Source organism: Magnetococcales bacterium, assembly GCA_015231925.1.
Lineage (GTDB): Bacteria > Pseudomonadota > Magnetococcia > Magnetococcales > JADGAQ01 > JADGAQ01.
The window spans coordinates 1-6,879 of sequence record JADGAQ010000210.1 but is presented as its reverse complement, the minus strand read 5'-3'; the positions used below and the strand labels follow the sequence as shown (position 1 = coordinate 6,879).

General features: G+C 63.6%; 4 protein-coding genes. All 4 read right to left on the bottom strand.

What is annotated here, in order from left to right:
- Positions 1-419: 419 nt before the first annotated feature.
- Positions 420-1,115: a CPBP family intramembrane metalloprotease gene (locus tag HQL56_17130; protein MBF0311242.1), complete on the bottom strand. Its 696-nt coding sequence runs from the start codon at positions 1,113-1,115 to the stop codon at positions 420-422.
- On the bottom strand, positions 1,112-4,054 hold the full coding sequence (locus HQL56_17125; protein MBF0311241.1) for an NHLP bacteriocin export ABC transporter permease/ATPase subunit: 2,943 nt from the start codon (positions 4,052-4,054) through the stop codon (positions 1,112-1,114). Before HQL56_17125 ends, HQL56_17130 begins: the two co-directional genes overlap by 4 nt.
- Positions 4,055-4,102: 48 nt before the next feature.
- Complete coding sequence (locus HQL56_17120) at positions 4,103-6,295, bottom strand: NHLP family bacteriocin export ABC transporter peptidase/permease/ATPase subunit (GenBank protein ID MBF0311240.1); 2,193 nt, start codon at positions 6,293-6,295, stop codon at positions 4,103-4,105.
- A 4-nt stretch (positions 6,296-6,299) separates the two neighbouring features.
- Positions 6,300-6,879, bottom strand: a 580-nt coding sequence (locus tag HQL56_17115; protein MBF0311239.1) for a hypothetical protein, incomplete at its 5' end; no start/stop codon positions are given.

Sequence of the window (6,879 nt, the reverse complement as noted above, 5' to 3'; positions counted from 1 at the left end):
GGGGTCCAGGGGGCACCCCTGGGACTTTTCCTTTTGCCGTTGACTTCCAACCCCATGGGGTCCAGGGGGCACCCCTGGGACTTTTCCTTTTGCCGTTGACTTCCAACCCCACGGGGTCCAGGGGGCACCCCTGGGACTGTTCCTTTTGCCGTTGACTTCCAACCCCACGGGGTCCGGGGGGCACCCCTGGGACTTTTCCTTTCGACGTTGAAACGATCATGCCGCTCAATGCGAGGGGGCTGAATAGTTACGAAATGTTGGTGATTCCTTGCTCGCTAGGGCGTGTTGACATTCACCATCTTTTGGTCCCTGGCCGCGTTGCAATCCGGTTCGGAATGCTCATGTAGGCGAGCTACACTCCGCTTCCTCACCGTCTTGCGCCTTGCCAGGAACCAAAATCTGGCAAATGTCAACACGCCCTAGGGTAAGCGGGGGGATTGGTTATCCCGCCACAGCAGGACAACCGTAGCCGTCAGGCAAACGGCGGCGTAAAGGGTCATCGAGGCAACCGGCCCCATTCGAAAGGCGCTCCCCGGAAAGACCACCCGGTTGATCCAGTCCAGAGCGCCATGGGCCAGAGCCAGGGTCAGGATGGAAGCCCCCCGCTGCCTCGCCGCCGCGAAGAGCAGCCCCACCCCGGTGGTATAAACCACCGCTTCCCCACTACCGGGCAGGTGCATCAGCCCGAAGAGCAGGCTGCCAAGGCCGATGGAAATCGCCATGCGCTCCCGGAAGAGCGCCATCCAAACGCCACGGAACCACAACTCCTCCACGAAGCCGATCAACACCACCCGACGCACCAGCTCGATCGCGGCCTGCAGCCATCCCTGACGCGGGCCGAAGGCATGCGCCACCACCACCTGTTCGAGCAGCAGCAACAGCGCGAGGATCCCCAGAGCCACACCCCAGCCCCGTCCGGTGAAGAGTCCCTCGGGCGCCACCCCGCCGCGACGCGCCAGGGTGAGCCCGACCACCAGTTGCAGCAGGGAGAGGCCGAACAGAGCCTCCCTTATCCACAAGGGTCGCCACGCAAACAGCAGGGATAACAACAGCACGCTGCCGGCGAAGAAGATCCACCAGGCCCGCAAAAGCGTGGCGCGGCTCATGGCCGTCAAGCCAACTGCCGGCTGGCCATGCGTTGAAACAAGCCCTTGCGCGCCATAAGCTCCTCGAAATTCCCCTCCTCCACCACCTCACCCTTGTCCAGCACGTAGATGCGGTCGGCGTCCATGATGGTGGTCAGCCGATGAGCCACCACGACGCGGGTGATCTTCCTCTGCCGCAGGCTTTCGGTGACGATGGCCTGGGTGCGGTTGTCCAGGGCGCTGGTGGCTTCGTCGAAAAAGACGATGCGGGGTTTGGTGGCCAGGGCGCGGGCGATGAGCAGACGCTGCCGTTGCCCCCCGGAAAGGGTGGTCGCCCCCTCGGACAACAGGGTGTGCATGCCCATGGGAAAAGCTTTGATATCCTCGGCGAACCCCGCCGCCTCCGCCGCCTCCCAGGCCTCGTCCATGCTCAAGCTGCTGGCTCCGGAAATGGCGTGGTAGATGGTGCCCGCGTTGATGCGGCCATCCTGCAGCACCACCCCCACCTGACGGCGCACCAGCAGCATGTCGAGATCGGAGATATCCTTCTTGTCGAAGAGAATCTGTCCGCTTTCGGGAAACTCGAAGCCCAGCAGCAGCTTGAGAATGGTGGACTTGCCGCTGCCGGAGGGGCCCACCAGGGCCATGAACTCCCCCGGCTGCACCTTCAGGGAGACCTCGTGCAGCACACGGGGACCGTCGCCGCTGTAGCGGAAAGTGACGCGCGCCAACTGCAACTGCCCGTCCAGCCGTCCCGGATCGGTTTTGCAGGTACCGCCTTCGACCGGCTCGTCCAGAATGGGCCGCACCAGCTCCTGTTTGGCATACAATTGATGGATGTTGATGAAGGTGGCGAAGAAACTCACGATCCCGCCCACCACAGAACCGAAGGCCCCCTGAACGGCGAAAAAGGTGCCGATGGTCAACAGCGGCGGCGTGAGGGGATTGATGGCCTGCAGCGCGGCGGTCTCGGCCACCATGCCCCCGGCCAGATAATAGAGGGCGATGGTGCTGCCGGACTGGATCACCAGGTTGATCAACCCCGACCAGTGTTCCAGTTCGTCGATGGCCTGCTCCTCCTTCATCTGCTCGCCGAAGCGGGCCGCCCACTGGTTGAGGGCGCGCCCCTCGGCCCGGGCGATCTGCAGCTTGCTGACCCCGTTGACCATCTGCACCACGAAGCCGAACTCCTCCCCGCTCTTCAACTCCACGTTCAGCGCCTTCTTGCGGATGATGAAGGAGAAACTCAGCGAAAAAACCGAGGTCACCAGCGCCGCCACCAGAGCCAGAAAAGCCAGTTTGGCCGAGTAGTAGAAACAGACGCCCAGCATGATCAGCGTCGACAGCAACCCCAGCACCGCGCCGAAGGTGTTCATGGAAAAGCCGGCGCTGATCTCCGAAATCATCATGGCCCGGTTGAGCAGGTCGCCGCTGGGGAATCGCCGGAAAAAGCGCAGCGGCAGGCGCAACAGACGGTCCATGACCGCCACCTGCAGATGGGCGGTCAACTGGCTTTTGAAACGGATGGAGACCAGACCGCTGGACAGGCCGAAGAGAAATATTCCCATGGACATGGCCATGAGCCCCACCGCCAGATCGGTCATCAACTCCCGATTGGCGTCGGGGATGACCCGGTCGGTCATCATGAAGTTGGCCACCGGCATGAAGATGCCCAGGAGCCCCGAAACCAGGGAGAGCAGCAGCATCAGGCGCACCTCCCCCAGAAAGGGCAGGTAGGTGAAGCGGCTCAGTTGGGCAAAGGAGAGTTTTCCCGTGAGCGGCAGGGGCCGCAGAAAGGCGTAGGCCACCTCGTCGAACTCTTCCGCCATTTCGGGGGTCAGGGGTTGGCGTTGTCCGCTCTCCCCGTCCACCACTTCGTAGCGCCGCGCCAGTCCCAGAAAGTAGCCTTCGTTGATCAGGGCCACCGGAGCGCCGTTGGCTTTGCGGAAGGCCAGCAACTGGCCGACATCGTCCCGCCACCAGGTGCCCAGCAACCGCACCCGCCGGAAGCGGGTTCCGGAGGCATGGCACACCACGCCCACCTGTTCGTCGCGACCGCTGTGGCGGGTCAAGGCCTCGGGTTCCGCCACCATGCGGAGGCCCAGATAACCGCCGATAACCCCCATGGCCCCCAGAAGCGGCGTCTCCCGAGGGACGAAGAGGCGGGGGTCGTGACGTTGTCCGGGGCGCAGCAGGGCCACGGTCCGTCGCTCCTCCTCGCGCCCCAGGGCCTCCAGTTGGGCGAACCGTTGCCGTTCCACGGTCCGGGATTGGGCTTCGAGCTGCAGACTGTGGCGCAGAAAGGCCTGGCCAAGCGCCGCCACTCCCGACGAAAGGGCGAAAAGATCGACCGTTTCCTCGGTGAAGGGGTGAAACATCCCCTTGACCGGGGTCATGGCCCGGAACCAGAGGGAGCCGGTGGTGGCCAGAGGTTCGGAACGGTCGAGCGGTTCCAGATCCAGGGGACGCACCACCCCCGAATCGAGCCGCAGCAGAGAGAAACCGTGGCCTGCCGAACGGAAACACTGGCCCTCGGCAAACTGAAAGGGCACGGCGACCTCGACCTTCTCGGCATAGGGCGTCTCGACCCCCTCCAGCAGACGATCCGCCAGAAGGGAGGCGAAACCCTGGAATCCGTCCAGCAGCCCCTCCTCCACCGTCACGACAGGGGCGTCGGCGGCGGGCAGTTCGATGCGGAGCAGGCGGCAGGCCTCCGTGGCCACCGCCATCAGGACGTGGCGGGCACCTTCGTGTTCCAGGGCGACACCGTGCAGCACCTTGCCTTCCAGACAGGTGAACAGGTGGCGACGGGCCCCCACGGGAAGGCCGTTCTCGACACGAACCCGATAGATGGCCAATGCGCCTTCCAATACCCGATGGCAGCAGGCCGCCTCGTCCAGCAACAGGTATTGCTGGCTTGGCAACAGGCTCACCCCGGCCTCTTGGCCCGATTCGGCTTCCGGGTTCATCCCCACCTCCCCTCGAAGCGGCCCCGAAACGGGATCGGCCCGCCCGATTCAGTGCGCCTTGAGCAATTTGGCATAGAGCCCCTGTTTGGCCCACAACTCGTCGTGGCTGCCCGATTCCCGCACCTTGCCCTTTTGCAGCACCAGTATCCGGTCGCAGGTGCGCACCGTACTCAGGCGATGGGCCACGATCAACGCCGAACAGCCCCGACGGTTGAGGTTGCGCATGATGGTGGCTTCGGTCTCCGAATCAAGGGCGCTGGTGGCCTCGTCCAGAATGAGAAAAGAGGGTTTGCGCACCAGGGCCCGGGCGATTTCCAGACGTTGCCGCTGCCCGCCGCTCATGTTGCCGCCCCCCTCCTCCACCTTGGTATCGAGCCCTTTGGCCAGGCCCATGACGAACTCGGCGATGTCCGCGTCCTCCAGGGCGTCCAGAAGCCACTGCTCCGGCACCGTGGCATCCCACAGGGTCAGATTGTCCCGAATGGTTCCGGGAAAAAGCAGAATATCCTGTTCGATCATGGCCACCGAGTTGGTCAGCAGCTCGGCGGGCACCTTGTGGCGGCTCACCCCGTCGAAACGCACCGCCCCGGCCCAGGGCTGGATCAATCCGGCGGCCATCCTGGCCAGGGTGGATTTGCCGGAGCCGCTGCCGCCGACCAGAGCCACCCGCTGCCCCGGCAACACCTTCAGATTGAAAGCGGTGATCAGCGGGGCCTCGGTGGGCGAATAGCCGTATTGGATGTCGATCATCTCCAGTTGCCCCTCCAGTCGGGTTCGGCCCGAGAGGTCGACGACCGCTTCGGGCGCCCCCGGCGGTTCGGGAGGGGGTGGAATCCGGTCGATGGTGGGGTTTTGCGTCACATCCTCCAGGCGGATGATGTTGCCCCGAATCTGCTGAATCTGGATACCCAGGCCCAGCAGACCGTTGATCGGCCCCAGAAACATACCCATCAGCGCATTGAAAGCCATCAGGGTGCCGAAGGTCATCTCCCCGTTCATCACCTTGAAACCGCCGATGAGCAGGGTCAGGGTCGATACCACGGAGTTGGTGAAGGTGGGCAGAATGGAGAAGGTGCGGCTGTCCAGGGTCAGTCGCAGTTGGGCGTTGGCCCCGGAGGTGAAATAACCGGCCCATTTTTCGTAGAAGGCGCTCTCCAGCCCGGAGGCCTTGAGCGAATCGACGCTCTGGATGGCGGCGATGGTGACGCCCTGCACCTTGCCCATCTCCGTGGCGATGCGCAGGTTGGCTTCCATGCGTCGCGCCGCCACCGCCTGCATGAAGGCGAAGTTCAGAAAGGTGGAAAAGAGACCGATCAGGGTCAGATCCAGGTCGTAGCTGAACAGCACGAGGCCGTAGAAGACCATGGTGATCAAACCCACCACGGTGCCGGTGAGCTGCCCGGCGATGAGTTCCACCAGCATGTCGTTGATCTGGCTGCGTTCCACCACGTCGCCCGCATAGCGTTGCGAATAGAACTGGTAGGGCAGGCGCAGGATGTGGCGGAAGAACTCGGCGTTGAGCTTGGCGGAAAGCCCCTTGCTCATGCGACGGAAAAACAGGTTGTTGACCGCGGTGAGCGCCACCTGAAAGGCCAACACGGCGATCATGCCCAGCAGGATGGGTCGCAGCATCTCGAAACGGCCCACGGCGATGACCTCGTCCACCATGAGGCGGGTGAAGGCGGCGGTAACGATGGCGGGAAAAGCGGAGAGCAGCCCGCACACCATGATGTAGGTCAGGGCCTGTTCACTGCCCCGGATGCGTTCGAGGATGGCGGGGAAGGGACTGGGCAGGCGTCCCCCCTTCTCGAAGGTCTCTTCGGGCTCGAAGGTCAGTGCCACGCCGGTAAAGCCTTCGGAGAACTCCTCCTCGGTCAGCTCCCGGTGTCCGATGGCCGGATCGTTGAGATAGACCCGCCCCTTGTCGAAGCCTTCCACCACCAGGAAGTGGTTGAACTGCCAGAAGACGATGCAGGGCAGCGGCACCTGTTTGATGGTGTCCATGCCCTTGCTGAAACCCTTGGCGGTCAGACCGTACTTGCGGGCCGCCTTCAGCACGTTGGCCGCCTTGCTGCCGTCGCGGGAGACGCCGCAATCGACGCGAAGCTGGGTCAGCGGCACGAAACGCCCGTAATAGCCCAGAATCATGGCCAGGGCGGCGGCGCCGCACTCCACCGCTTCCATCTGCAGAATGAAAGGGGTCTTCTTGCGTTTCGGCCACAGATTGGGTAGTTCGACCATCGCCTTACATCGCCGACAACTGATCGGATTCGCCCATGAACCATTTACGCAGCAACGGCATGGCGAAGGTGATGGGCGCCCGTTGTTCCACGGTGATGCGGCAGGTGGTGGTGGCCCCGGCGGTCACCACGGCGTCGGGCCCCTTCGAGGTCCACTTGAATCCGGAGGGCGCCTCCGGGTCGGTCAGCAGATCCGCCTCCACCAGGATGGTGCCGCCGCTTTTCAACAGCGCCTTGGCCACGTCCGAGTTGCCCACCATGTTGACGATGCCCTCGCTGGTCACCGGAAAATCCGACACCTTGCTCACCGTGCCCATCATCGAGCCGTAACGCTGGCGTTCGAAGTTGCTGGGATTGATGCGCACCTCCATCCCCGTGGCCACCCGTTTGCCGTTCCCCACCGGGAAGAAACAGAGATGCTTGAGGGGCTCGTCCTCCACCCAGGCACCCATGTCACCGATCAGGGCGAAGGTCGGCACCCCGTCCACCGTGGTCAGATCGCCGTCACGCACCGTCAGTTTGAAATCGGAGAGGACCTCCTTGAAGGTATCCGGGGCGTGCAAGCGGATTTCGTAGGAGCGGGGC

What these genes read in the sequence shown, in the direction of transcription:
- HQL56_17125 (MBF0311241.1), bottom strand. Translation starts at nt 4,054, where the DNA reads ATGAACCCGGAAGCCGAATCGGGCCAAGAGGCCGGGGTGAGCCTGTTG.
- HQL56_17120 (MBF0311240.1), bottom strand. Translation starts at nt 6,295, where the DNA reads ATGGTCGAACTACCCAATCTGTGGCCGAAACGCAAGAAGACCCCTTTC.